At 56.9% G+C, this 21,273-nt stretch carries 17 protein-coding genes; 7 read left to right on the top strand and 10 right to left on the bottom strand.

Annotation, left to right across the window (positions count from 1 at the left end):
- Positions 1-175: 175 nt before the first annotated feature.
- The 3 genes from cmoB to NH461_RS05015 all read right to left on the bottom strand — a co-directional run bounded on the left by cmoB (position 176) and on the right by NH461_RS05015 (position 2,930).
- Positions 176-1,150 (bottom strand): tRNA 5-methoxyuridine(34)/uridine 5-oxyacetic acid(34) synthase CmoB, encoded by a 975-nt coding sequence (gene cmoB / locus NH461_RS05005; RefSeq protein WP_261602155.1) that lies wholly within the window; start codon positions 1,148-1,150, stop codon positions 176-178.
- Between the two features lie 15 nt (positions 1,151-1,165).
- Positions 1,166-1,894 carry a carboxy-S-adenosyl-L-methionine synthase CmoA gene (cmoA, locus tag NH461_RS05010; protein ID WP_261602156.1) on the bottom strand — a complete coding sequence of 243 codons (729 nt, stop codon included), beginning with the start codon at positions 1,892-1,894 and terminating at the stop codon, positions 1,166-1,168.
- Between the two features lie 151 nt (positions 1,895-2,045).
- Positions 2,046-2,930, bottom strand: a complete 885-nt coding sequence (locus NH461_RS05015; RefSeq protein ID WP_261602157.1) for a DUF72 domain-containing protein — start codon at positions 2,928-2,930, stop codon at positions 2,046-2,048.
- Between the two features lie 358 nt (positions 2,931-3,288).
- Here NH461_RS05015 and aspS point away from each other — a divergent pair, with 358 nt between their 5' ends.
- Complete coding sequence (aspS, locus tag NH461_RS05020) at positions 3,289-5,070, top strand: aspartate--tRNA ligase (RefSeq protein WP_261602158.1); 1,782 nt, start codon at positions 3,289-3,291, stop codon at positions 5,068-5,070.
- A 197-nt stretch (positions 5,071-5,267) separates the two neighbouring features.
- On the top strand, positions 5,268-6,011 hold the full coding sequence (locus NH461_RS05025; protein ID WP_261602159.1) for a YebC/PmpR family DNA-binding transcriptional regulator: 744 nt from the start codon (positions 5,268-5,270) through the stop codon (positions 6,009-6,011).
- A gap of 90 nt (positions 6,012-6,101) precedes the next feature.
- On the opposite strand, the gene NH461_RS05030 is transcribed toward NH461_RS05025, so the two are convergent.
- A complete protein-coding gene (locus NH461_RS05030) occupies positions 6,102-6,968 on the bottom strand; it encodes a hypothetical protein (protein ID WP_261602160.1) in 867 nt (288 codons plus the stop codon).
- A gap of 413 nt (positions 6,969-7,381) precedes the next feature.
- Between NH461_RS05030 and NH461_RS05035 the strand changes: the two genes are divergently transcribed.
- The 5 genes from NH461_RS05035 (at position 7,382) to ruvB (ending at position 13,146) form a co-directional block, all read left to right on the top strand.
- Complete coding sequence (locus NH461_RS05035; RefSeq protein ID WP_261602161.1) at positions 7,382-8,989, top strand: transcriptional regulator; 1,608 nt, start codon at positions 7,382-7,384, stop codon at positions 8,987-8,989.
- A gap of 238 nt (positions 8,990-9,227) precedes the next feature.
- Positions 9,228-9,749, top strand: a complete 522-nt coding sequence (gene ruvC, locus NH461_RS05040) for a crossover junction endodeoxyribonuclease RuvC (RefSeq protein WP_261602162.1) — start codon at positions 9,228-9,230, stop codon at positions 9,747-9,749.
- 163 nt (positions 9,750-9,912) lie between these two features.
- A complete protein-coding gene (locus NH461_RS05045) occupies positions 9,913-11,376 on the top strand; it encodes a methyl-accepting chemotaxis protein (protein WP_261602163.1) in 1,464 nt (487 codons plus the stop codon).
- Between the two features lie 95 nt (positions 11,377-11,471).
- Positions 11,472-12,092, top strand: coding sequence for a Holliday junction branch migration protein RuvA (gene ruvA / locus NH461_RS05050; protein WP_261602164.1), 621 nt, complete (start codon positions 11,472-11,474; stop codon positions 12,090-12,092).
- A 40-nt stretch (positions 12,093-12,132) separates the two neighbouring features.
- Positions 12,133-13,146 carry a Holliday junction branch migration DNA helicase RuvB gene (gene ruvB, locus NH461_RS05055; protein WP_261602165.1) on the top strand — a complete coding sequence of 338 codons (1,014 nt, stop codon included), beginning with the start codon at positions 12,133-12,135 and terminating at the stop codon, positions 13,144-13,146.
- 174 nt (positions 13,147-13,320) lie between these two features.
- Here the strand turns inward: ruvB and NH461_RS05060 are convergent, their stop codons facing one another.
- The 6 genes from NH461_RS05060 to NH461_RS05085 form a co-directional block, all read right to left on the bottom strand.
- On the bottom strand, positions 13,321-13,869 hold the full coding sequence (locus NH461_RS05060; protein WP_261602166.1) for a carboxymuconolactone decarboxylase family protein: 549 nt from the start codon (positions 13,867-13,869) through the stop codon (positions 13,321-13,323).
- A 41-nt stretch (positions 13,870-13,910) separates the two neighbouring features.
- Complete coding sequence (locus tag NH461_RS05065; protein ID WP_261602167.1) at positions 13,911-15,725, bottom strand: thiamine pyrophosphate-binding protein; 1,815 nt, start codon at positions 15,723-15,725, stop codon at positions 13,911-13,913.
- Position 15,726: 1 nt separating this feature from the next.
- Positions 15,727-17,190, bottom strand: coding sequence for a Dyp-type peroxidase (locus NH461_RS05070; RefSeq protein WP_261602168.1), 1,464 nt, complete (start codon positions 17,188-17,190; stop codon positions 15,727-15,729).
- 96 nt (positions 17,191-17,286) lie between these two features.
- A complete protein-coding gene (locus NH461_RS05075; protein ID WP_261602169.1) occupies positions 17,287-17,889 on the bottom strand; it encodes a carboxymuconolactone decarboxylase family protein in 603 nt (200 codons plus the stop codon).
- A complete protein-coding gene (locus NH461_RS05080; protein WP_261602170.1) occupies positions 17,886-19,685 on the bottom strand; it encodes a flavin monoamine oxidase family protein in 1,800 nt (599 codons plus the stop codon). Before NH461_RS05080 ends, NH461_RS05075 begins: the two co-directional genes overlap by 4 nt.
- A 422-nt stretch (positions 19,686-20,107) precedes the next feature.
- Positions 20,108-21,142, bottom strand: coding sequence for a PotD/PotF family extracellular solute-binding protein (locus tag NH461_RS05085; protein ID WP_261602171.1), 1,035 nt, complete (start codon positions 21,140-21,142; stop codon positions 20,108-20,110).
- Between the last annotated feature and the right edge of the window lie 131 nt (positions 21,143-21,273).

Below are 21,273 nucleotides of genomic sequence, written 5' to 3' on the forward strand. Positions count from 1 at the left end.
GCGTGGGCCAATGCGGCCGCAGAGCAGAAAAAATGGTGCAGGGGCGCTGTGGTCCATGACGCGGCATGCGGGTATTTGGATTGCTCTCGGGGGCGCCTGATATTCGATATTTCAACTACATGGCGGGTTATTTTAGCCTACAAAAAGGGATGCGAATAGCATCCCTTGTCAATCCTCAGTCAGGATTTGTGGCAATGAGGATGGCCCGTTTCGGTGCCGGGTAGCCTTCAATGGTTTTGGACGGATCCTGCGGGTCGAGGTATTCAGGGAGTGAATTATTGGTCATCCAGTCGGTCGAGCGCTGCTCGTCGGTGGTGGTGATACATTCGTCAACAATTCGCACGTCCACAAAACCGCATTTCTCCATCCAGACCTTCAGGGCCTTGGCGGACGGGAAGAAGAAGACGTTGTGCATCTGGGCGTAGCGGCCGGTCGGGACCAGCACCGCATTTTCATCGCCGTCGATCACCAGGGTTTCCAGGATCACTTCGCCGCCTTTGCGCAGCTGGTTTTTCAGCTGAACAATATGATCCAGCGGTGAGCGGCGGTGATACAGCACGCCCATGCTGAAGACGGTGTCAAAGGCTTTCAGCTCCGGCAGTTGCTCGATGCCGAGCGGTAGCAGGTAAGCCGGGTGTTGCTGGCCCATCAGGCGCTTGATGGCTTCAAACTGGATCAGGAACAGGTTCGACGGGTCGATCCCGACCGTCAGTGTGGCGCCTTCGCCCAGCATCCGCCACATGTGGTAGCCGTTGCCGCAGCCGACATCCAGCACGGTCCGGCCGTGTAGCGGGCTGATATGCGGCAGCAGGCGATCCCATTTCCAGTCGGAACGCCATTCGGTGTCGATATGGATGCCGTGCATATGGTACGGCCCCTTCCGCCACGGGTGCAGCAGGCGCAACAGGCTATCCAGGCGTTTTTGCTCGCCGTCGGCCACGCCTTCTTCGTAGCTGACGCTGACCTGGGTTTTCAGATCAATGGTGTCCGGTTTGTCGGTCGGGAACTTTTTCAGCGCCCGTAGCCAGCGGCCCATGTCGCCGTGTTCGGCGGTTTCCCAGTCGCTGAGCTGCTTCGGCAGGATGTTAAGCCATGGGCGCAAGGTGTCATGTTGTGCGATGAGTTGGTAAAACTCGGAAAAACTGAACATAGTGAAGCAATAACCTTATTTGATAGCGAACATGGAACCGAAGTTGAAACACTGGAACCAGACTTCTATGCTGCTGAACCCGATCTCGGTCAGGCGCTGTTTGTGGGTGTCGATACTGTCCGGACGCATGACGTTTTCAATCGCGCTGCGCTTCTGGCTGATCTCCAGCTCGCTGTAGCCGTTGGCGCGTTTGAAGTCGTGGTGCAGATCAATCAGCAACTCGTGGGCTGGCTCGTTCTCGAACACGTATTTTTCCGACAGGATTAAAATACCGCCCGGGCGTAATCCTGCGTAGATGTTTTCCAGCAGGGTGCGGCGGTCTTCCGGCGCCAGGAATTGCAGGGTGAAGTTGAGCACCACGACAGAGGCGTCGCTGATCTCGATATCGCGGATATCGGCTTCAATCACCCGGACCGGGGTATCGGAGCGGTAGGCGTCGAGATGCAGACGGCAGCGCTCGACCATGGCGGCGGAGTTGTCGACCGCAATGATTTCACAGCCTTCCTGCTGAATGTGGCGGCGCATCGACAGAGTTGCGGCGCCCAGGGAGCAGCCCAGGTCGTAAATGTTGGAGTGTGGCTTGGCAAAGCGCTCAGCCAGCATCCCGATTGCCGAGATGATGTTGCTGTAGCCCGGCACCGAGCGCTGGATCATATCCGGGAAAACTTCGGCCACCCGTGCATCGAAGGTGAAATCGCCGAGTTTGTCGATGGGCGCAGCAAAAATGTTATCGCGGCCTGCCATTATCACGAACCTCTTAACTATATACGAACCGGATCCCGCACAGGGAACCCTGAAGTGACGCCGTGTGCTCCGTCACTGGCGGAAAGGCCGCGTATTGTAGAGAAAATGCGGCCATTTGTCTTTAGCCAATTGTGCGCTCGGCCTTGCTCGCTCAGAGCAACTGAAATTGTGCGCTGTCGGCGGAAGGCGGCAGGGCGATGTCGGGCAGGGCAATCTGTTGCGCCATTTGTTGCCGGAGTTGGGCGTATAGCCGAACGGCCAGCTCCGGCGCCTGGTTGTTATCCGGGGTATGGATAAACAGGTAAGGTTGTTTGCCCTCACGCAGCCACAGCGGCAACCGGGCCAGCCAGTTGGCAAAGAAGGGATCGTTGCTCAAATCGTCGGGGTGGCCGATAAAGCGGATCACAGGCTGGTCGGCGGTGGCAATGGCATGCACCGGCACCTGCGGCTTTTTCTGGTGGGCGTCGATCACCGCCTCGGAGGTCGGCGGGGCCGCAAATACCGGGCGACTGTCCATGATGATCCGGTTGGCCTGGTGTGCGATGAGCAGGCGGTTGAGGGCTTGTTCGTCCTCTCCCTTGGCGAAAAATGCCGGATGGCGCACTTCGACGCCGCAGGTGAACCGGGCCGGCAAGCGGCGCAGGAATTTCTCCAGTGCCGGCAGGGCGGCCGGTCCGAAGCTGGCCGGAAGCTGTATTTTCCAGATCCCCACTTTGTGCGCCACCGGCTCCATCACCGAGAAGAAATCGGCCAGCAGCTGATCGCAATGGCTCAGCTGGTGCTGGTGGGTGACGGCCGAAGGCAGCTTGAAGGTAAACCGGAAGCCCTCCGGGGTGGCCGCTGCCCATTTGCGTACGGTGGTGATGGCCGGGGTGGCATAAAAGGTGGTGTTGCCTTCGACGGTATCAAAGATCTCGGCATAGCGGGCCAGGCGCTCGCCGCTTTTGCAGCCCGCGCCGTATAGGCTGTGCTGCCAGTGGCTGTGTGACCACATGGCCAGGCCAAGGCGTAAAGGGCGGGCGGAAGCTGCGGGCATGATCGGTGTTCCTGTCTGTGGATGACGCGTACTCAGGCGAAACCCTGATCGTACGCACGGGTCCGTGGCTTGTCGTTACCCGGACGTGAAGGGCTTATTGTGAAGAGTCTGGCCGGGTCAGGTCAAATCCGGCAAGGTGAGCGGTGTCTTTTTGCTTGATTTCCGCCCGGGGTTTTTCCTACAGTGACGTTTTTGCTTTATAATACCTCGTTATTTTCGCCTCCCGGCGGCCTCAAAGCTTTATTTCGGATAAAGATTAACCAAAGCGGCCGGGGATTGAACCAGCCTGTGCCCCCAATCCAATTCGCTGAGCGAAGGCGCGCACAGGAGAGTTAAGTAAACAGATCGGGAAATTCATATGCGCACCCAATATTGTGGTCACCTGAACAAGTCCCTAGCAGGACAAACAGTAGAGTTATGCGGCTGGGTTAACCGTCGCCGTGATTTAGGCGGTCTTATCTTCATTGATATGCGAGATCGTGAAGGTATTGTTCAGGTAGTCGTCGATCCGGATATGAAAGATGTCTTCGACGTGGCAAACCACCTGCGCAACGAGTTCTGTATCCGCCTGATCGGTGAAGTGCGCACACGTCCGGAAAGTCAAATCAACAAAGATATGGCCACCGGTGAAGTTGAAGTACTGGCCACAGGTCTGGAAATTATCAACAGCGCTGATGTCCTGCCGTTGGACTTCAACCAGAAGAACACCGAAGAGCAGCGTCTGAAATACCGCTACCTGGATCTGCGTCGTCCGGAAATGAGCGATCGCATCAAGCTGCGTGCCAAAGCGTCAAGCTTCGTGCGCCGTTTCCTGGATAACCACGACTTCCTGGATATCGAAACGCCGGTTCTGACCAAAGCGACACCGGAAGGTGCCCGTGACTACCTGGTACCGAGCCGCGTGCACAAAGGCAGCTTCTATGCGCTGCCACAGTCACCACAGCTGTTCAAGCAGCTGCTGATGATGTCCGGTTTTGACCGCTACTACCAAATCGTTAAATGTTTCCGTGATGAAGACTTGCGTGCTGACCGTCAGCCTGAATTTACCCAGATCGATATCGAAACCTCGTTCATGAGTGCCGATCAGGTGCGTGACGTGACGGAGCGTATGATCGCGGAAATGTGGAAAGAGCTGCTGGATGTGGATCTGGGTACTTTCCCGGTGATGCCGTACGCTGAAGCGATGCGTCGTTTCGGTTCGGACAAGCCGGATCTGCGCAACCCGCTGGAGCTGGTTGACGTTGCCGACATCCTGAAAGATGTGGACTTCAAAGTGTTCTCCGGCCCGGCCAACGACGAAAAAGGCCGTGTTGCGGTGATCCGTGTCCCAGGTGGCGCTGCGCTGACCCGTAAGCAAATTGACGAATACACCAAGTTCGTTGGCATCTACGGTGCCAAAGGTCTGGCGTGGATGAAGGTCAACGACCGTGACGCCGGATTCGACGGGGTTCAGTCACCGGTTGCGAAATTCCTCAATGAAGAGGTGGTCGCTCAACTGCTGGACCGCACGCAGGCGCAATCTGGCGATATCATCCTGTTCGGTGCAGACAAGAAACGTATCGTGGAAGAAGCGATGGGCGCCCTGCGTCTGAAGCTGGGCAACGATATGGAACTGACCGACACCAACGCCTGGGCACCACTGTGGGTTGTTGACTTCCCGATGTTCGAAGAAGACGACGAAGGCAACCTGCACGCGATGCACCACCCGTTCACTTCACCACTGGGCGTGACGCCGGAAGCGCTGAAAGCGAGCCCGGCCGGAACGAACTCCAATGCTTACGACATGGTGATCAACGGTTACGAAGTGGGTGGCGGTTCGGTCCGTATCCACAACGCTGAGATGCAGTCTGCGGTCTTTGATATCCTGGGCATTGATGCCGATGAGCAACGCCTGAAGTTCGGTTTCCTGCTGGATGCCCTGAAGTTCGGGACACCACCGCACGCCGGTCTGGCCTTCGGCCTGGACCGCCTGGTGATGCTGCTGTGTGGCACTGAGAACATCCGTGACGTCATTGCGTTCCCGAAAACAACGGCGGCGGCATGTCTGCTGACCGACGCGCCAAGCGTGGCGAACCCGGCGGCTCTGGAAGAGCTGGCGATTGCGGTGAAAGAAGCAAAGAAACCACAGGAAAACGTGTAACTTAACACGACACCTTATTCAGACTGGCCGAAAGGCCAGTCTTCGTTTCTAACGTGCATCTGTTTCTAACACGTATTTGTTTCTAACGTGTATACCCAAGCAAACTCATTAAATGCGTCATCTGAGGCGGTTTGGGTATAAACCTTAAAGTTGTAAAACTTGGTCAAGAGATTGCCCAATTTAATCCGGAGAATGACATGGCTGGTCACAGTAAATTTGCCAATATCAAACACCGTAAAGCAGCACAGGATGCCAAACGCGGTAAGATTTTTACCAAGCTGATCCGTGAAATCGTGGTTGCTGCCAAAGAAGGCGGCGGCGAACCTGACAACAACCCACGTTTGCGTGCGGCGATTGATAAAGCGTTGTCCAACAACATGACCCGTGACACGGTTAACCGCGCAGTGAGCCGGGGGGCCGGTGGTGAGGGTGACGAAAACATGGAAACCGTGATCTACGAAGGTTACGGTCCGGGCGGGACGGCGGTGATGGTTGAATGTATGACCGATAACCGTAACCGCACCGTTTCCGGTGTGCGTCACGCGTTCTCCAAAGCCGGTGGCAACTTGGGTACCGACGGCAGCGTCAATTACCTGTTCGACAAGAAAGGGGTGATCTCTTACGCACCGGGCCTGGATGAAGACGCGGTGATGGAAGCGGCGTTGGAAGGCGGTGCAGAAGACGTTGAAACCAATGATGACGGTTCGATGGATGTCTACACCACACCGGCTGATTTCGGTCCGGTGAAAGATGCGCTGGATGCGGCGGGTTTTGAAGCGCAGAACGCAGAAGTGACCCTGGTGCCGTCAACCAAAGCGGATCTGGATGCGGACACCGCACCGAAACTGCTGCGTCTGATTGACGCGCTGGAAGATCTGGATGATGTCCAGGAAGTCTACCACAACGGCGATATCTCTGATGAGGTGGCGGCGCAGCTGTAACCGGCACAATTTGTCTGCGGTTTGTGAGCCGCATCCAAACACCGCCTCTCCCCATTAGCCTTGGGGAGAGGCGGTGTTTTTTTATCGGGCTCAGGATGACTTGAGGCGCTCAGCAATCACCCGGGCTTGCGTGGTGCCGTGTTCAAACAATGCTGCTTTATAGTCCGCTTTGTGGAACATGCCGTTGACGCAACCTTGTTGTGGAATTTCCGGCGTTTCCTCAAACGTTCCTCGGGTGTCGACAATCAGCTCGCCCCGGCGGTTGAACATTGCGACGTGGAACGCCGATTTAGTAAAGCAGTCGCCACCGCGAAACAGGCTCTGTTGGTCGGTCGCGAAGCCGGTGTCATGAACCAGCATCACAGCATCAACCTGGAGCGCCTGGGCGGTTTTCTCGACCCACAGACGAAACTCCGGGTAATCGTAATAATTGATCAGCTCACCATGGCTGTAAGGGAGCCCCAGGTTCAGGTAGCCGTCCGGGACTCCGGCGTCGCGACGGATGTTCTGCTGTAGCTGAATGCTCTGCGATTGCAACAAGCCGGCGCTCAGGCTTTGGTACTCAGGATTTGCCGCAACCTGTTCAGGAGTCAGGAACTGCCATGGTTGCTGTTGATGCAGCTCGGCGATCATAGCGGCGAGGGTCAGATTGGCCGCTTCGTTGCCGTCGATTTCCTGCTGGATGTCCGCCATGTTATCGAAAACATTCAGGACCTTTTGGGTGGTTCCACCCAGCAACTGACCGGCAATGGCTAGCGGGTCGACGGCGATGCCGATGTCTTTGTCGCCATTGATGTCGGTTGGCTTGCGCTCATCCGCAATGATGGTTTGCGGGACTGCGTACATGACGACTGCGACCGAGTTGACCTGATCGAGTTGCGCTTGCTGAATCATGTGCCGGGCGCAGCCTGAGAGAAGCAGGCCGGCCAGCAGGGCCATGGTCATATTTTTCATCATTGTTCGGTTCCGTTCGTGATTATTTGAGAGGGGACACCCAAGGCGGCGTTCGTCGCGCGCTGCGCCGATGCCGGGGGCGTGGTGGCCCGGGGGTGAATATCGGTTCAGGACGGACAGGTTAGCCAGGGCTTGGCGAGAGGTGAAAACACAAACACACATGTTTCCTTAATAAATATTTAATTGATTGAAATATAAGATTTTTGTTTTCTTGTTTTACGCCCGGGTGAAGCGGGTGGATTGGATGCAGTTAGCCAAGGCCGACGGTCCGGTGGTGGGGATACCACCGGGAACAGCCCTTTCGGGGTATGCATCAAAACGGCAGGGTGTCATAATATTGACGCCTTCAAGCCAAGTTGGAAGCGGCAGAGCCGGGCAATCCGGCAGCGATTTTCACCCTAAAGTTAGTTCTCCTCATGCATGACATCATTCACGACGCAAAAACAACCCAGCAGCGGATTTGGATCGCGGGGCTGCAGTACGATCCCGCCTCGCGGCAGTTTTTCTCAGGAGGGACGCCGATTGATTTGGAGCCCCGCACGGCCGAGCTGGTGGAAGTGTTGCTGTCGAGTGTCGGTACGCCGCTGTCTTCCGAAGCCATGATCCAGGCGATTTGGAACAGTCGCTATATTTCGAAAAATGTGCTGACGAACCGGATATCGACCCTGCGGGCGTTACTGCAAAAACACCTGCCGGATGAAGATGCCACCAAGATTTTGGTCACCTATCCCAGAAAGGGTTATTTTTTCAGTCCGACTTATATCCGGCTGGACACCGCGCAATGCGCCACTCCGGCGGAGGTAGTGCTTCATACGCCGCAGGAAATTGAGCGACAGGAAATCGAACCGCAGGCAGATACCCTGTCACGGATGGGCCAGGGCACAAGCGATTCAAGTGCCCCGGTTCGGTCCGGGCGATGGCCCCGGTTTCAACTGAGCCACGGCCTTTGCCTGTTACTGGCTTGCTGCGCGCTCGGCTTTGCCATGCTCTATTGGCATGAAACGCAAAGTCATGCGCAAAAATCACGGCAGCAGCAATGGATTCCCAAAGTCGAGCTGTTGCTCAACCGGATTGACGCGGTGGGGGAGCAGGCCCGGGCGCATCGCCAGAGCATCAAAGCCATTATGCTGGAGCAGCAAATTGAGTATCCGTACACGGATATCGCCAATCAGGATGTGCCGGGTTATTTCGTCGAATTGATTGATGACTCTATGTACTGGCCTGGGGCGAGGCATATCCGGACCAGTGACTACACCCTGGACATGCGGGTGAAAGACATTCCGAACAGCGATTTCCTTCAGGCCAAGGTGCGCCTGTTATTTGCCAGCACCGAGAAGCAGGTGTTTGATGCCACCTATCAAATCAACCCCGCCGATCTCAGCGCCAGCCTGCTCCCCATTCATCAGGATTTGGCCCGTTATTTCAATCTGCCGCTGCCGATTAGCTATGACTGGCAAGCCAGGCAGCGGGAAGAGGTGATACACCTGAACGACGCGCAGGCGGTGTTGTCAGCTCCCGCCCTGGATGAGTTTTCTGCGGTTTATCTGGCCCGTCGGCTGGCGCTGCTGGAGCACGATCCTGAAGTGTTGCAAACCGCTGTGAGCCGGATCCAGACGCAGTTCACGCCGTTACCGGATGAGCTGTCGATGTGGCTGGGGATTTTGTATTACCGGCTCGGGAATCTCGATATGGCGTATGAGCTGTTAACCGTGCCGGTCAGAAGTGCCCGGATCCAGAATACGCTGATTTATATGCTGATCTCCCAAATTGCGTATCAGCAGGGGAAGTTTGAGCAGTTTCGATTGAAATATTTAGAGTCAATGGTCGCCTTACTCCGAGTGGTGCCGTCAGAGTCGCTGTTTATCCGGCTCTCAGAATCCGAATCGAAAGAGACTTGTATGCAACCCTGGCTGAGCTTGCAACAGACGGTTGAAGATGAACAGTTGTTGGCGCCCTGGCGCGAGTTTCTGGATCACTATTGCCATGTGGTTGATCAGCAGATGGGGGCACGGCAAGTGTTCTGATCCCTGGGGCACGGCATGTCTTCAGGGTGACCGGAATCAACGTATCGATTGGAATCTTTGCGGTCTGATGCAAGGTTGCTGCTATTTAAGGCGCTTGGCGGGGGCGCAATGGATTCAATGCTGAAAAAGTGTGAAAATGTTGCCCATTATCGAGCGATTTCCTGCCTTTGTGACAGAAAAAACTGCAGCAGTTTTGGAGGAGGCACAGGGTGGCGATGCAATACAGGAGTGTGACTGAATGTCAGTCATCTTAGGAATTGACCCCGGCTCTCGGATCACCGGGTACGGCGTTATCCGCCAGGCGGGGAGACACCTGGAATATCTGGGCAGCGGCTGCATTCGCACTTCAGTCGACGATATCCCGGGCCGGTTGAAACAGATTTATGCCGGGGTGTCGGAGGTGATCACCCAGTTCCAGCCGGATTATTTTGCCATTGAAGAGGTCTTCATGGGCAAAAATGCCAGCTCGGCACTGAAGCTGGGCCAGGCGCGCGGCAGTGCGATTGTCGCGGCAGTCAATGCTGACTTACCGGTCAGTGAGTACGCGGCGCGGCTGATTAAACAGGCCGTGGTGGGTCAGGGCGGGGCGGATAAAGCCCAGGTTCAGCATATGGTGTGCTCGGTGCTTAATTTACCGGGAAAACCGCAGGCCGATGCGGCGGATGCACTGGCGGTAGCGATTTGTCACGCCCATACCCATAAAACCCTGATTGCGATGGCCGGCCGGGCCAGTGGTGCCCGTCGGGGCCGCTACCGCTGAGGGGCTCTGGACATGTGCTGATGGCATTTTTGTACGTCAGCAGAATGATACCTCGATCATAAAAGCAGCCCCGAGCTGCTTTTTTACTTTGTTAATATAATGTTTCATGACTATATTGGTCAGAGGTCATACAAGTTAATAACTCTCTGGAAAGGATAATAAAATGACCCCATTGGCAATATGGCGGGGCCTGTTTCTGCCTGCGGCCTCCGACTGGCAGGGCGAGCAGGCCCGCTATGTGGACACCTTGCTGTTCTTTACCCTCCTGTCTTTTTTCGTTGGCGCCTACAGCCTGATCAAGTGGTTCAGCCACGATCACCAGTTGTTGGTGATGACGTCGCTGGCGCTGATCGGCTGTGAGTTGTTTGCCGGTGCAATCCTCCGCGTGTTCCGCGCGCCGGAACTGGCGCTCAATATCGGGTTCTTCGGGATGGTGATCCACGCCACCAATATCGTTTATCAGAGTGGCGGGATTGTGGTCTCGACCCAGTCGTTCTGGATGCCGCTGCTGATCGTGGCCTTCTTCCTGGCCGCCCGGCCGCTGATGGCTGCGTTGTGGAGTGTTGCAGTGGTGTGTGTGTCCGCCTGGATGATCACCCATCACCTGTCCGGGCAGTCATTCCCGACGTTGGTGCTGACGGAATCCGCTGCGGCCATGGAAATCTGGTCTGGGGTGCTGCTGCCCTTGGTGGTGATCGGTATCGCGCAGGCGTATACGGTGAAGCAGCGCCAGGATGCGATTCAGGCTTCCGAGCAGGCCATGCAATCGAGTGAGCAGATTGCTACGCAGGCCAGAGAAGGCGAACGCCAGCTCTCCACGGTACTGGAGCAGGCCAGCGACAATGCGGTTCAGCTCGGCCAGGTGGCTGAGCAGTTGGAGCAACAGTCCGGGGAGTTGCACCAACAGGTGACGGATCTGAACGTGAACTGTGAATCTCAAGCCAGTGCGGCAGAGCAGATGAGCCAGCAACTGGCCCAGATGACGGCCGGGGTTGAGGAGTCTGATCGCTTTGTCACCGAGCTGACCAGTCGCAGTGATGCCATTCGTGAGCAGGCTGAGAAAAGCTCAGCGTCGCTGAGCGCCTCGACCGAGGCGATTGCCAAAATCCAGAGCAGTAATGATGAAATTATGTCGGTGGCGGATCTCATCACGTCCGTTGCCGAGCAGACCAATCTGCTGGCCCTGAACGCGGCGATTGAAGCGGCCCGTGCTGGTGAGCAAGGCCGGGGATTTGCCGTGGTTGCCGATCAGGTTCGGGAGTTGTCGGCGAAAAGTAACAGCTCGGCGGTCGAAATCCGTGCCTTGTTGGAAAAAAGCCGCCTGGAAGTGCAGCAGGGGCAGGCGGTGATTGAAGCCAGTGCCTCGGAGCTGACCCGCATTATTGATGAGGTGGGTGGTATTTCCACCGATGTTCGCCGGCTGGCTGATATTATGAACCAACAAGTCAGCGCGCTGCAGGAGCTCAACAGTGCCAGTGGCGCGGTGGCCAGCAGTGTGGTGGAGACCAACCAAGTCTCGGATTCCGTAGCGGTGCAGGGCGCCCAGCTCGCGGAACAGGTCGAAACCCTCAAAGCGCTCGCCGACAGCCTCAATGCCGTCGTGTCTCTGCGATCGACATTCGCCTGAGTTGCTGACAGCCGTCCCCTAAAAAAGAGCTGGATATACATCCAGCTCTTTACTATCCTAAAGCCTATTTTGTGAATCAATAAAGAGATGTTGCTGTGATAGGCCGACTGCGTGGAATCATTATCGAAAAACAACCGCCTGAAGTGTTGCTTGAGGTGGGTGGCATTGGCTATGAAGTTCAGATGCCGATGAGCTGTTTTTATGAGTTGCCGGAAGTCGGTCAGGAAGCGGTGATTTCGACCCACTTTGTGGTGCGCGAAGATGCGCAGCTGCTGTACGGCTTCAACAAGAAAAGCGAGCGCCAGCTGTTCCGTGAAGTGATTAAAGCCAATGGTGTTGGTCCCAAGTTGGGCCTGGCCATCCTGTCGGCGATGACGGCCAGCCAGTTCGTGCTCAGTGTGGAAAATGAAGATATTACCACCCTGGTGAAAATCCCGGGGGTCGGCAAGAAAACCGCCGAGCGCCTGGTGGTTGAAATGAAAGACCGCCTGAAAGGCTGGGGCGAAGGCGATCTGTTTACCCCGGCACTGGATACTGCGGCGTCCAATGCGCCGGTGGTCGATGATTCGGCTGCGCGTGCGGAAGACGAAGCGGTCAGCGCCCTGATTGCGCTGGGCTACAAACCGCAGCAGGCCTCGAAAGTGGTTTCGCAGGTCGCCAAGCCGGACATGAGCAGCGAAGCGGTGATCCGCGAAGCGCTGCGCTCGATGGTTTAAGGGGACGGATTGAAGGTGAATGGGTTAAAGGTAATGGACCATGATTGAAGCCGATCGACTGGTTGCCAGTGATTTTCCGACCACCCGTGAGGAAGAGGTAATTGACCGCGCAATCCGCCCCAAGCTGCTCCAGGATTATCAGGGCCAGGATCATGTCCGGGGTCAGATGGAAATCTTCATTCAGGCGGCCAAGCTGCGGGATGAGGCGCTGGATCATCTGCTGATTTTCGGGCCGCCGGGACTGGGGAAAACGACTCTGGCGAACATTGTTGCCAACGAAATGGGGGTCAGTATCCGCACCACCTCCGGACCGGTGCTGGAAAAAGCCGGGGATTTGGCCGCGTTGCTGACCAACCTGGAAGAAAATGATGTGCTGTTTATCGATGAGATCCACCGCCTGAGCCCGCAGGTGGAAGAAGTGCTGTATCCGGCGATGGAAGATTATCAGCTTGATATCATGATCGGTGAAGGCCCGGCCGCCCGCTCGATTAAAATTGATCTGCCGCCGTTTACCCTAATTGGCGCGACGACCCGGGCCGGCTCGCTGACTTCACCGCTGCGGGATCGTTTCGGGATCACCCAGCGTCTGGAGTATTACAAGGTGGACGATCTGAAAGATATCGTCAATCGGAGTGCCAACTGTCTGGGCCTGTCGATGGAAGAAGCCGGGGCGATGGAAGTGGCGATGCGTGCGCGGGGCACCCCGCGGATTGCCAACCGCCTGCTGCGTCGGGTTCGGGATTACGCCGAAGTTAAAGGGGACGGCCATATCTCACCGGATATCGCGGCAAAAGCCCTGGATATGCTGGACGTCGACAGCAGCGGATTCGATTATATGGACCGCAAGTTGCTGATGGCGATTATCGACAAGTTTATGGGCGGGCCGGTTGGTCTGGACAACCTGGCCGCGGCGATTGGCGAAGAAAAAGATACCATTGAAGATGTACTGGAGCCGTATCTGATCCAGCAGGGTTATTTGCAGCGCACCCCGCGGGGCCGGATTGCGACCCATCGCGCCTATCTCCACTTTGGGCTTGATCTGCCGGAATCCTGACAAAGCCGCCGCGAATGCCGTGCGGTGGGGGCATGAATTATCTACCCCGTACCGAAAATACGAAATTTAAAAACGCCCGGAGCGATGATCGCCCCGGGCGTTTTGTTTGGGTCGGTGGCTGTTTTAGTTTCCGTGTTCGTTGCCGTTGCAGGTTGCCACACGAGGTAGCCGCACTTAGAACTCGGGAGGTATGTCTGGATCCGGGCGGGGCACATCAAAGGAAAACACCACGGTGCTGATCATCCGGTACATGCCGCAGGCCACCACCAGATCCAGTAAACCTTCTACGCCGATGTTATGGATCAGGGCATCCTGGGTTTTGTGGGCAATGCTGCGCTGGTGGACTACATCTTGCGCAACTTGCCAAGTATAGCGGTAGCGCGGCGCCATGTCGGCGGTTGCGAGATCGCCGGTCAGTACCTGTTCGACCACCGATGCGGGCAGGCCCGCCCGTTCGGCCGGGCGCAGGTGCTTTTCCCAGATAAACGGTGCGCCCAACTCGCGGGCGGTAGCGAGAATCCCCAGCTCTCTCAGGTCGCCGGCAAGGCGGCTTTCGTAGCGGACATAGGTGCCCAGTTGGCCGACATGCTGGGCCAGAATGGGGTGGTTCATCAGGGTGCGGTACATGCCGGACAATCCGTCGCGCGGGCCGATTAAGGTGTCGTAGATCTGCTGGCCCTGAGCATCCAGATCGCTGCGTTCAATTAACGGAAGACTTGCCATGATGGATTCCTTGTCGTGATTCAAAGGGGCATCGGCCCGGATTAATCTTCAGCCCAGTTCGGGTGTTCGATTTCTGTGCGCCACGGGTTAATCGGGGTCGGGAAAGACGGATCACACCGGGCATCAATCACAAAAGGGCCTTTGGCGGCAAAGGCGCGATCCAGCGCCGGGCCCAGATCGGCCGGATCATCGACTACGACACCGTCGCCCCCCAGGGCGCGGGCAAACTCGGCCCAGTTGTGGGTGGTGAGTGTGGTCAGTGTTTTGGCGATCGGGGTCTGGGCCCGGAGAAAGACATTGCCGAGGGCGCTGTTGTTGATCACCACCACAATCAGCGGGAGCTGGTGGCGGGCAGCAGTTTGGATCTCGATGCCGTTCATCAGCATGCATCCGTCGCCGGTCACGATCACGCAGGGACTGTCGGGATTCGCAACTTTGGCGCCGATCCCGGCCGGAATGGCCCAGCCCATCGGTGCCAGTGCGGTGGCGGTTAAATACTGGCGCGGCCCCTGGCTCTGCCAGTAATGGCCGAGAAACGCCCGGTGCGCGCCGGAATCGCCGATCACCACGGTTTCAGGTGGGGCGATTTGCTGTAACTCACGGATCACCCGGGCCGGATGCATGGGTGAGGCATCGCTTCGCCGGTTGGCCTCGTCATAAAACCGCGGCTGCCGGGTGATGCTGTCGAGCCAGGCTTGCCGGTTGGCATTGGAGGCCAGCAAGGGGGTGAGCTGCTGTTGTTGACCGGTGGCCAGGAGCCACTCCAGCACAGTGGTGATATCGCCGTTGATGGCCACTTCGATTGGATAGTTGCGTGAAAACGCGGTCGGTTCTATATCGACCTGCACAATGCCGCATTTCGGCGTCAGGTGACCATCCCAGCGCATGGTGTCGCGCTGATTGAGACTGGAGCCGAGTACCAGCAACAGGTGGTTGTCGGCAATGGCCTGATCCGGCGCGGTTGCTTCATCCGGCGCATCGTTGAGCAGGGCCAGGGTGGCGTGGCGGGTGCCGGCATAGCCGAAGACGCCGAGCGAGAGCGGGTGGTTTTCCGGAAAAACGCCTTTGGCTTTCAGCGTGGTCGCAACCGGGATCTGATACCGCTCAGCAAAGCGGATTAGTGACTGCGTCGCGCCGGAGCGCAGGGCGCCGCTACCGGCCAGGATTGTGACATGCGGAGCTCCTTGTTCGCAGGCCTGTACCAAGCGTTGGCATAAGCTTTGTGTGGCCCCGGGATCCAGGGTTCGTGGACACTGGGTTGATACCAGTGATTGTGGTTGATGGAACCTGGGTTGCGAGTTGACGGTCACGGGCTGGGTCTGAATTTGTTTCGGCAGGCTGAGACTGACCGGACGCGGGGTGCGGCCGAGCATGGTACGCAGGGACATATCCAGCAGGTGGGGCACCATCCGGGCTTCGGGAATGGTTTGGGCTGAGGCGGTGACCGATGCGAGAAATCCGATATCGTTGATCCCGGCCGCGCTGGCATCCTGGAAGCCGCCTCTGCCCATCCATTCGGTGGGGATTTCACCGGCCAGTACCAGCAGCGGGGACTCATCGCTGTAGGCCGCGGCCAGCGGGCCGACCATGTTGGCGATGCCGGGGCCGCCAATCCCCATACACACGCCGAACTTACCGCTGGCCCGGGCATAGCCGTCTGCCATATAGGCGGCTCCGGCTTCATTGGCTGCGACGATGGCTTTCATTTGTTGCTCATCTTCACCGAATTCGTCGAGAAACGGATCGACAACGCCACCCGGTACCATAAACAGATGCGCAACGCCGTGCCGGAGCAGGGTATCGAGGATGTAGCGGGCCGCTGTCGGACCGGATTGATGCTCAGGTTGGATGGTCATATCACGCTCCTTGCGGGGGGGCGAGCTGGCGCAGGAAATCCAGGCTCGGCATAAAGAAGTATTCACCGCCGCGATTTCTGACAAAGCCGGCGAATGAGAACTCGGTGGTATCGGCGTTCGGATTGCTCCACTTGGCGCGCCATTGCTGGGGCGCAGGTGCGGTATCGGCCGGGGACTGGCCGACCAGCGGGTCGATGCCGGTTCCCTGGCGGACGAATCCGGCATTGTTACACCAGGTGTGCTGCATAAAGATAAACTGATCGACAATGCTGGCTTGCAGGCACAGGAACAGCAGGCCGGCATCGGTCCATTCCTGCGTCGGATTGAGCTCGGTATCGCCGTAGCTGATCCCGCGCCGGACAATCCGGCGGCTGCGCTCAATGGTGGGCGGCGAGTTAAACTGGCGTACGGTGTCGCCGCGCGGGTTGGTTTTGCGGGTGTGGGCGTGGAGCGGGCAGCGCAGGCCATCGACGTCCTCGTCGTAGTTGAAGTTGTTAAACAGGTTGCTCCAGCCATCATTACCCTGCTCGGAAATCGGGGTACCGTCTTTGAAGCGGCCGACACACAGGGCGCCGGCATATTCGGCGTCCACTTGAGTCGGGCTGGTTTCTGATAGGTGATTAGCCAGCAGGGTCAGGTGATCCCAGAATCCCTTGATGTTCTGTTGCAGCTTGCGGTAGACCACATAGCTGCCGTAGCTGTCGGCATCGCCCCCCGGATCTTTGGTCAGCACCAGGTTCAGCGGCGCACTGGGATCATTGCGGCTGTAGCCGCCGTTGCGAAATTCTTCGTTGAGATCACTGAACAGGAACTTCGGGTTGCTGACACCGTCCACAAATCCGAAATGTTCAATCACCTGGCCTTTGTCGTTGCGCATCACATGGCCCCGCTGGATCAGCACGATGTCCAGCGTGTCGCCACAGGTGTGTTGTAACGCTTGGATTTCTGCCTCCAGCACCTGTTCGGCATGCTCGGCATCCACGCCACCGAGCGCTAGCAGGAGCATCCCGTCGATACGGCCCTGAAAGCCGGTTTCCCACTGGCGGATATCGTCATTGAGCGGATTGGCTGTCGGCGTGTGATCGCCGCGAGGCAAGGTATCGAACGGGGTTTGCAGATCTTTCATCCCGGCCCGGAAAGCCGGATCGTCCGGCCAGTCTTGTGGGTCAATATCTAACTGCTGGTAACCGCCGGCGCTGAGCATCAGGTTGACAAACAGGTGGGCCTGGCCGGTTTGTTTGAATGACATTTGTTGCTGGTGCTGATCCAGGGCCGAGGTGACTTTCTCCGCCAGTTGGCGGATCGCTTGCCGGTTCTGGCGGGCGTCGCCCCGGAGCGCAAAAAACAGATGGCGCGAATGCTCCCGGCCATGGCCTTTGAGAATGTTGCCTTGCAGGTTGTGAAACACGGCCCGGAAGTTGGGGTCATCAATTTCAATATTGGTTTGATTGAGGTTGGCCGACATTGCGTGTCTCCTGATGAATTTTTTGTGTTGGCAAACAGGTGAAGCATGGGTTCGGATGGTCCCGGATTCGCCGGTGCCCGGCACCGGCGATACGGATCACTCCGTCAGGGTCCGGTTGCTGGGGGAAGCGTGGCGATCCGGTTCCGGCAGATGCGGCCGGTTTGCCGGGGCGGCCAGCTCGGCAGCGTTCAAGATGCATGACACCATGGCGTAATAGCCAGCCAGGGCAACAATGTCGGTGATCTCGCGGGCGCTAAAATCTGCCGTCAGTGCGCGGTAGCTGGCATCGCTGATCCGTTTCTGCTCAATCAGTTCCCGAATGCTGTGGATCAGGACCGCGGCATTGACTCCGGCAAGCTGCCCCGGGGCGATCGGCGCTTTGGCTTTGATCTGCTCAATCAGTGAGACGGGGATCCCGGCAGTTCGGGCTGCTGTTTCGTGGGCTGCCCATTCAAACTGGCACAGGTGTTCGCGCAGCGTGGTCAGGATCACCAGCTCTTTGACGGGTGGGGGTAACTGAGTTTCAAAGCGTAAGTAGCCGCCCAGCTGCGCCGTATATTCAGCCAACGATGGGCTGTTGAGCAGCAGGGCAAAAACGCCGACCACATGGCCGCGGCTCTGGTGGATCTGGTCGTAGACCCGGCAGCCTTCTGGGTCAAGTCCTTCGGGCTGGTCGAAATAGGGTAAGCGTGGGCTCATGCGTTCACCCCCGGGGTCAGTGTCGGGAGCGGATCTTCATTGACCAGCAGCGCGGCATTGACCGCTGATTCAATAGCACCTTCAATCCAGGCGTGTTTCAGCGAGGCATGTTCGCCGGCAAAGTGCAGGATTGGGCGCTGAGTCTGGGGATCGGCCCATTCGGAACGGATGATGGCGTGGTGCAGGAGTTCCAGTTGTCCCGGATAGAAGATGGCGGCTTCGCCGAAGGCATGGGGGTTGTTCATCCAGCTAACGGTCGCGGCGCCGACAATCCGGTCCTGATCATGGCGATAGCGCTCGGGCTGAAAGACACAGAGATCCCGGATTTTCTGCTGGGCTTTGCGCCGGGTGGCGTAATCGGCATCCGGCTCATGAATGGCGTGGGTGATGGCGACATTTTCCAGTGCATAGCAGAAGCGTTCGTACTCTGTCATGGAATCCCATTTCCGGGCATCGTCGGCCCAGGAGTAGCTGGCCAGCATTACGCCACCTTTGCCGGAGCCCATGCGCTCACTCGGGTAGTACATGAATCGGTTCGGCAGATCCGTGACTGAACCGCCGCCGTAAATCTGGTTTTCTGTTTCCCAGAAACGCTCGCGAAACTCTAGCAGCACTTTGGTCGCAGCATCATAGTGCAGCTCCCGGATCGCCTTGTGCTTTTCCTGGCTCATTTGCGGCCAGATGTGCACCATCCGCAAACTGGAAAACGGGATCGTCACAATGGCTTCATCCCAGCTGCGGTTTGCCAGCATTTTCGCGATTTCTTGATCGCGCGTGGTTTGCTCGTTCACTTCCGAAGATACTTCGGTCGTAATTTTGACCTTGCCGGTTTGCTCGCAGCGATAAAGGTTGGTCAGGGTCTGGTTGAGAAAGGTGATGTCGTCCAGACGGTGTTTTTCAAAGTAGGCCTGGGTGAATTTGTCCGTCCCACCCTTAATGAGCCAGAAGGGGGTATCGGGGGTAATGATGGCCAGCTCGATAAAGCTCTGAATGAAGGAGTAGGACATCCGTGATTCGAGGTTCTCCAGCACCCCGATCATCTCAATGGCATTTTCCGAAAGATCCGGCAGTTTCTCTTTCAGGAAGCGGCGCATGGAATACTCGCCATAGCGCTGGATAATTCTCGGCCAGGCCGATTTGGGGTCTTCGGCCACTTCCCGACGCAGCTCGCCGATCGCGGCCTCCAGTAATTGGCTGGCTTGCCGGTTTTCCTCGTCCTTGAGTGCGTAGTTCAGCAGTTGGCTGACATCTTCGCTGTGCTCGTACTCGGCCCGGGTGGTATGGGCGTAGTTGACATGAATGAGGTTATTGCCGGTCGCCGGCAGGTTGCTTAAATCGACATTGCCGTCGTTGTCACGCAGCGGATGGGTGAGTTTGTCTGAGGTGGCATCGATTTTGGATATGGCGCGATTGAGAAACAGCTGCTTGTCGACGCCGGTATCTTCTATCAGAAATTGCACCAGTTTGTGCATATCCGGAATGCGCATGGCGCCGGCTTCACCCGTCAGGTTGTCATCCTCAAAGTAGCGTTTTTCCGGCGTATTGCGGAAGGTTTTGATCCGTCCGCCGACGCGGTTGGCTGCTTCGACAATGGTGACGTTGTGTCCGGCCTGTTTCAGTAGCGTGGCGGACACCATGCCGGCGATGCCGCATCCGACGATCAGGATATTTTTCGGCACCACCTGGGTGCCGGGTAAGCCATGTTGCAAGTAGTGCATGTAGGCCTGGCTGATCTCATCCTGTTCATAGGGGAGCAGGCCGTGGAGTTCATCTGCAAGGGAAGTGACGTCAGTCATAGGAAGTCCTTTTATCGATCTCGGTCATTGCGACTGACGCTCGGGCAAGGCCGGGTGGTGCTGTTGGATATCGGCCGGAAACCAAAGCAACAGCCACGGAAAAGACGGCTGAACACAACGCACGTATGGTTTGTAGTGTTACGGAGCGAATGTCCGTCAAACTAGACTTTGGTGACGGACTTGACTCTTCATTGACCCTAGAACAGATGTCGGGTGCGACAAGCCGGGGTGCTGGTTTATCACGCCGGACTTAAAAAACTTGGAACCGAGGTTAGATAAATATGTAATTGAGGTGAAGAAAAGTTACGGCAGGGCGTGGCATGGTCGCGGTGATGGCGGCCAAACAGGAAAGATTGCCCGGGCGGTGACGGACCCGGGCGTTTGGCGTTTTTTGGCTCGCTGAGGTTAGAGCGGCAAACCGATCAGCTTTTGAGCATCTGCCAGTATTTCTGGTAGATCTGGATGGCATCACCGACTTCGTTGGTGAATTCCCCTTTATTGATGTCTTCCTCGGGTGGGAAAATCGTCGGGTTGTCCTGCACAGCCTGCGGCAGGAATTGCTTGGCTTTTTTGTTCGGGGCCGGGAAGCCGTACTCTTCGACGAGTTTTGCTTGATTTTCAGGCTGATAGATAAAGTTGATGAACTCGTGTGCCAGATCCTGATTCTCGCTGCCGGCCGGAATGATGAAATTGTCCATCCACAGGATCGAACCCTCGGTCGGATAGATAAACTCCAGTTCCGGCATTTCCTGCTTGGCGAGATAGGCGTTGCCGTTCCACTGCATGCCGACGTTGGCTTCGCCGGTCACGTAAGGGACATGCGGGGCATCGGAGTTGTAGACGATAATGTTCGGGCGTAGTTGCAGCAGGGACTCGTAGGCTTGCTTAATTTCTGACTCGTCACGGGTATTGATGCTGTGCCCCTGGGCTTTCAGCGCCATGCCGAAGACATCCCGGACGTCATCGAGCAGCATCACCTGCAGGGCAAAGTCCTTGGCCCACAAATCACGCCAGCCTTTCACTTGGCCGGCTTTGACCATGTCGGTGTTATACGCAATGCCCGTCACGCCCCAGACATACGGCAGGGAATAGTCATTGCTTGGGTCAAATTCCTGTTTCAGCAGGCCGGGGTAGACATCCGCCAGGTTCGGGATCTTGGATTTGTCGATTGTTGCCAGCATCCCTTCGCGGGCCATTTTTTCAATAAAATAGGTCGACGCGAACACCACATCATAGCCTTTGTTATCCAGCAACTTCAGCTTGGTGTACATCCCTTCGTTGTTTTCAAAGGTCGAATAGTTCACGGTGACCTGGTATTGCTTCTCGAATGCTTCCAACACCTCGGTCGGCATATACTCCGCCCAGTTGTAAACGTTCAGCACCTTATCTGCGGCCGAGAGAGGAAATGCGGATAATGCAAGTGTAAGTGCGGTCACCCCTTTGAGATAATTTGTCATGGTTGGTCATCCTGTGACGGGTAGTCAGAAATGGATTGCGGATCATAGGAAAGGGCGGGTCGCTGTCAAAACAATCATTTCATAAATTTGACTCGAGTCTCGATAATAAATTGCTTGTCTCCGATATGCAC

Origin of the sequence: Photobacterium sp. TY1-4, assembly GCF_025398175.1 — a bacterium.
Taxonomy (GTDB): domain Bacteria; phylum Pseudomonadota; class Gammaproteobacteria; order Enterobacterales; family Vibrionaceae; genus Photobacterium.

Bases quoted from the DNA above. Each gene is read 5' to 3' on its own strand.
- cmoB (WP_261602155.1), bottom strand. From the start codon at position 1,150: ATGTTCAGTTTTTCCGAGTTTTACCAACTCATCGCACAACATGACACC.
- cmoA (WP_261602156.1), bottom strand. From the start codon at position 1,894: ATGGCAGGCCGCGATAACATTTTTGCTGCGCCCATCGACAAACTCGGC.
- NH461_RS05015 (WP_261602157.1), bottom strand. From the start codon at position 2,930: ATGCCCGCAGCTTCCGCCCGCCCTTTACGCCTTGGCCTGGCCATGTGG.
- aspS (WP_261602158.1), top strand. From the start codon at position 3,289: ATGCGCACCCAATATTGTGGTCACCTGAACAAGTCCCTAGCAGGACAA.
- NH461_RS05025 (WP_261602159.1), top strand. From the start codon at position 5,268: ATGGCTGGTCACAGTAAATTTGCCAATATCAAACACCGTAAAGCAGCA.
- NH461_RS05030 (WP_261602160.1), bottom strand. From the start codon at position 6,968: ATGATGAAAAATATGACCATGGCCCTGCTGGCCGGCCTGCTTCTCTCA.
- NH461_RS05035 (WP_261602161.1), top strand. From the start codon at position 7,382: ATGCATGACATCATTCACGACGCAAAAACAACCCAGCAGCGGATTTGG.
- ruvC (WP_261602162.1), top strand. From the start codon at position 9,228: ATGTCAGTCATCTTAGGAATTGACCCCGGCTCTCGGATCACCGGGTAC.
- NH461_RS05045 (WP_261602163.1), top strand. From the start codon at position 9,913: ATGACCCCATTGGCAATATGGCGGGGCCTGTTTCTGCCTGCGGCCTCC.
- ruvB (WP_261602165.1), top strand. From the start codon at position 12,133: ATGATTGAAGCCGATCGACTGGTTGCCAGTGATTTTCCGACCACCCGT.
- NH461_RS05060 (WP_261602166.1), bottom strand. From the start codon at position 13,869: ATGGCAAGTCTTCCGTTAATTGAACGCAGCGATCTGGATGCTCAGGGC.
- NH461_RS05065 (WP_261602167.1), bottom strand. From the start codon at position 15,725: ATGACCATCCAACCTGAGCATCAATCCGGTCCGACAGCGGCCCGCTAC.
- NH461_RS05070 (WP_261602168.1), bottom strand. From the start codon at position 17,190: ATGTCGGCCAACCTCAATCAAACCAATATTGAAATTGATGACCCCAAC.
- NH461_RS05075 (WP_261602169.1), bottom strand. From the start codon at position 17,889: ATGAGCCCACGCTTACCCTATTTCGACCAGCCCGAAGGACTTGACCCA.
- NH461_RS05080 (WP_261602170.1), bottom strand. From the start codon at position 19,685: ATGACTGACGTCACTTCCCTTGCAGATGAACTCCACGGCCTGCTCCCC.
- NH461_RS05085 (WP_261602171.1), bottom strand. From the start codon at position 21,142: ATGACAAATTATCTCAAAGGGGTGACCGCACTTACACTTGCATTATCC.